3 protein-coding genes are annotated in these 3191 nt (G+C 74.8%); all 3 read right to left on the reverse strand.

Annotated features, from left to right (window positions below):
• A partial coding sequence (locus tag AB0M28_RS40180) for a histidine kinase dimerization/phospho-acceptor domain-containing protein (RefSeq protein WP_365415752.1) occupies positions 1-1169 on the reverse strand: 1169 nt, incomplete at its 3' end.
• 11 nt (positions 1170-1180) lie between these two features.
• The gene (locus AB0M28_RS40185) at positions 1181-1873 is read right to left on the reverse strand and encodes a response regulator transcription factor (protein WP_365415754.1); all 693 of its coding nucleotides are present in this window, start codon (positions 1871-1873) and stop codon (positions 1181-1183) included.
• A gap of 42 nt (positions 1874-1915) precedes the next feature.
• Entirely contained in the window at positions 1916-2884 is a 969-nt protein-coding gene (locus AB0M28_RS40190; protein WP_365415756.1) for an aldo/keto reductase, read from the reverse strand.
• Positions 2885-3191: the final 307 nt, after the last annotated feature.

Here is a 3191-nt window from a genome sequence, read left to right on the forward strand (position 1 = left end):
TTCATGTTCTCGGCGAGCTCGTCGGTCACGCCCGGGTACAGGCCGTTCTTCCGCTGCTTTATCGCCTCGGTCTGCTCGCCCTCGGTGTTCAGCGTCGCGGGCAGCCCCGGCTCCCAGCCGCTGACGGTCACCGGGGTGGCGGTGACCGTCAGCCGGACGCCGGGGTGCCGGGCGCGCAGGGTCCGCGCCTCCGACTCGGCCAGTTCCGCCAGCTCCACGGGCGTGAAGGCGGCCGGGTCGACCAGGTCCCCCTCCGCCAGCAGCCGGAGCATCACCAGCAGGCCCAGCATCCGCTCGTGCTCGGCGTGCAGGTCGGCCAGGACCTCACCGCGGTCCGGTTCCGGGAGGCCGGGGTGGGCGGCCAGCACGTCCAGGTTCGTCCGCATGCTCATCAGCGGGGTGCGCAGCTCGTGCGAGGCGGCGGCCGAGAAGGAGCGGGCCGTCGCCAGCGCGTCGGCGGTACGGGCGGCCTGCTCGTCGTAGCGCGAGAGCACCGTCTGGATGGTGCGCGCCAGATCGTCGACCTCCGTGACGCCGGTGTGCTCGGCGGTGAGCCGGGTGCGGTCCGCGCGCGGGTCGAGGCCGCCGGCGCGCCGCTGCAGCCGGCGCAGCGGCCGGGCGGCGCCGCTCGCCACCGCCCAGGCCAGCAGCCCCGCCGCGGGGGCGGCCAGCAGGGCCACGCTCACCACACGGCGGCGGACGGCGGCGAGTTGCTCGCGGCTCGCGGTGTCGGCGGAGAACAGCCACAGGGTGCCGCTCGTCGCCGGGCGCGCGCCGGTCAGCGGCACGGACAGCACCCGCCAGTCGGTGCCGGCGGCGGCCACGGTGCGCGGGGCGGGCGCGCTCGCGGGGAGCCGCGCGGACGACGCGGGGCGCGGGCCGCCCTCGGCGACGGTGCCGTCCGGGCCGGTGAGGAGGATGCCGATGTCCAGGGCGGTGCCGAAGAGGCGGCGCTCGCGGGCGCGTTCCGCCGCCGGCCGGTCGCGGGCGGCGGCGCGCAGCAGGGCGCGCGCCTCGTCGCGTACGGCGGTCGCGGTCGCGCGCAGATGGCCGTCCTGCTGGGCGTGCAGGTCGTGTGGGACGAGCCGGATCTGCACCCAGCCCGCCGCCAGTACGAGCAGCGGTACGGCGATGCCCACGGCGAGGGCGATCCGGGTGGACAGCCGCATGCCGCGGCGCCTCACCGCCGGCTCCCGGCCCGCAGCACGAACCCCACCCCGCGCACGGTGTGGATGAGCCGGGGCCGGCCGCCGGCCTCCAGCTTGCGGCGCAGATAGCTGACGAAGGTGTCGACGGCGTCGGTGCGTACGTCGAAGTCGTACCCCCACACCCGCTCCAGCAGCTGGTCCCGGGTCAGGACGATCCCGGCGTTGCGGACGAGCACCTCCAGCAGCTCGAACTCCCGCCGGGTCAGCTCCAGCCGCCGCCCGTCCGCCTCGGCGGTGCGCGCGGCCGGATCGAGCGTCAGCGACCCCGCCCGCACCAGCTCCGTCCCGCGCGGCGGACGGCGGCGCAGCAGGGCCTGCAGCCGCAGCACCAGCTCGGGCAGGGCGAACGGTTTGACCAGGTAGTCGTCCCCGCCCGCCTGCAGCCCCGCCAGCCGGTCGTCGAGCTCGTCGAGCGCGGAGAGCATCAGCACGGGGACGTCGTTGCCGTCCGCCCGCAGCCGCCGGCAGACGTCGATACCGCTCAGATCCGGCATCGATATGTCCAGGACGACGGCGTCCGCGGCCGGCACGGCGGCCAGCGCGGACCGCCCGCAGTCGGCGGTGGCGACGGCGAAGCCGCTCAGCCGCAGGCCGCGTTCGAGGGAGCGGAGGATGGCCGGGTCGTCGTCGACGACGAGGACCCGGCCGCCGGTGGGGGTGGTCATGCCGCGCATCATGCGCGCCGGCGGGCCACCCCCGTCAAGCGGTCAGTACCGCTCACCCGTGACCGCGCCGGCCACCGAGTCCAGCCGCTTGAGGTCGTGCTCGGACAACTCCACGTCCACCGCGGCGGCGTTCTGCTCCAGATACGCGATGCGGCGGGTGCCGGGGATGGGCACGATGTCGTCGCCCTGCGCGTACAGCCAGGCCAGCGCGATCTGCCCGGGCAGGACGCCCTTCTCCGCGGCGATCTCGCGGACGATCGCCACGAGACGCTGGTTGGCGTCCAGGGCCTCGGGCTGGAAGCGGGGCATGTGCCGTCGTACGTCGGTGGGGGCCATGGTGTCCTGCGTGGTCACCGCGCCGGTGAGGTAGCCGCGGCCCAGCGGGGAGAACGGCACGATGCCGATGCCCAGCTCGCGGGCGGCGGGCAGCACCTCGTCCTCGATGACCCGCGTCCACAGCGACCACTCGCTCTGCAGCGCGCTGATCGGATGCACGGCGTGCGCCCGCCGCAGTTCGTCGGCGGTCACCTCGGAGAGGCCGAGGTAGCGCACCTTGCCGGCTTCGACGAGCTCGGCCATCGCGCCGACGGTCTCCTCGACGGGGGTCTCGGGGTCGACGCGGTGCAGATAGTAGAGGTCGATCCGGTCGGTCCCGAGCCGCTGCAGCGACGCGTCGGCGGCCTGGCGTATGTACGCGGGGGTGGCGCGCAGCGTCATGCCCACCCCGGGCTCGATACCGGCGATGCCGGCCTTGGTCGCCAGCGTCACCTCGTCCCGCCGCTCGCGCAGCGCGTACCCCACGAGCTTCTCGTTGGCCCCGGGCCCGTACAGCCCGGTCGCCCCGTACACGTCGGCGGTGTCGAGGAACGTCACGCCGAGGTCGATGGCGCGGTGGATGGTCGCGATGGACTCGAGGTCGTTGGCCGGCCCGTAGGACTGGCTCATACCCATGAGCCCGATCCCCTGTGCGGAAACGGCCAGCCCCTGGCCGCCCAGAGTGCGCTGGTGCATGTGGGTCCTTCTTCGTCGTGGTCCGGTCCTGCTGATCGGCGCCAACGCGGTTCGCTTCGCGGTTGTTCCTGCCCGTGGGTTGCGTTGCGCCGGCTGTCGCGCTGTCGGCGCTGCGCGCCTCAGTCCTCAAGCGCCGGACGGGCTGAGGGGGTGGTCCGGTCCCGCTCGGATGCGTCCGGTCGCGCCGGCGCCTGCGGCGCGGTTCGGCGCTTCGCGCCTCAGTCCTCAAACGCCGGACGGGCTGGGGGTGCGGTTGCGTCGGCTGACGCGTTTCGGGCTTCGCCCGAAGTCCTCAAACGCCGGACGG

The organism is Streptomyces sp. NPDC051940 (genome assembly GCF_040680895.1).
In the GTDB taxonomy this organism is placed as follows: domain Bacteria; phylum Actinomycetota; class Actinomycetes; order Streptomycetales; family Streptomycetaceae; genus Streptomyces.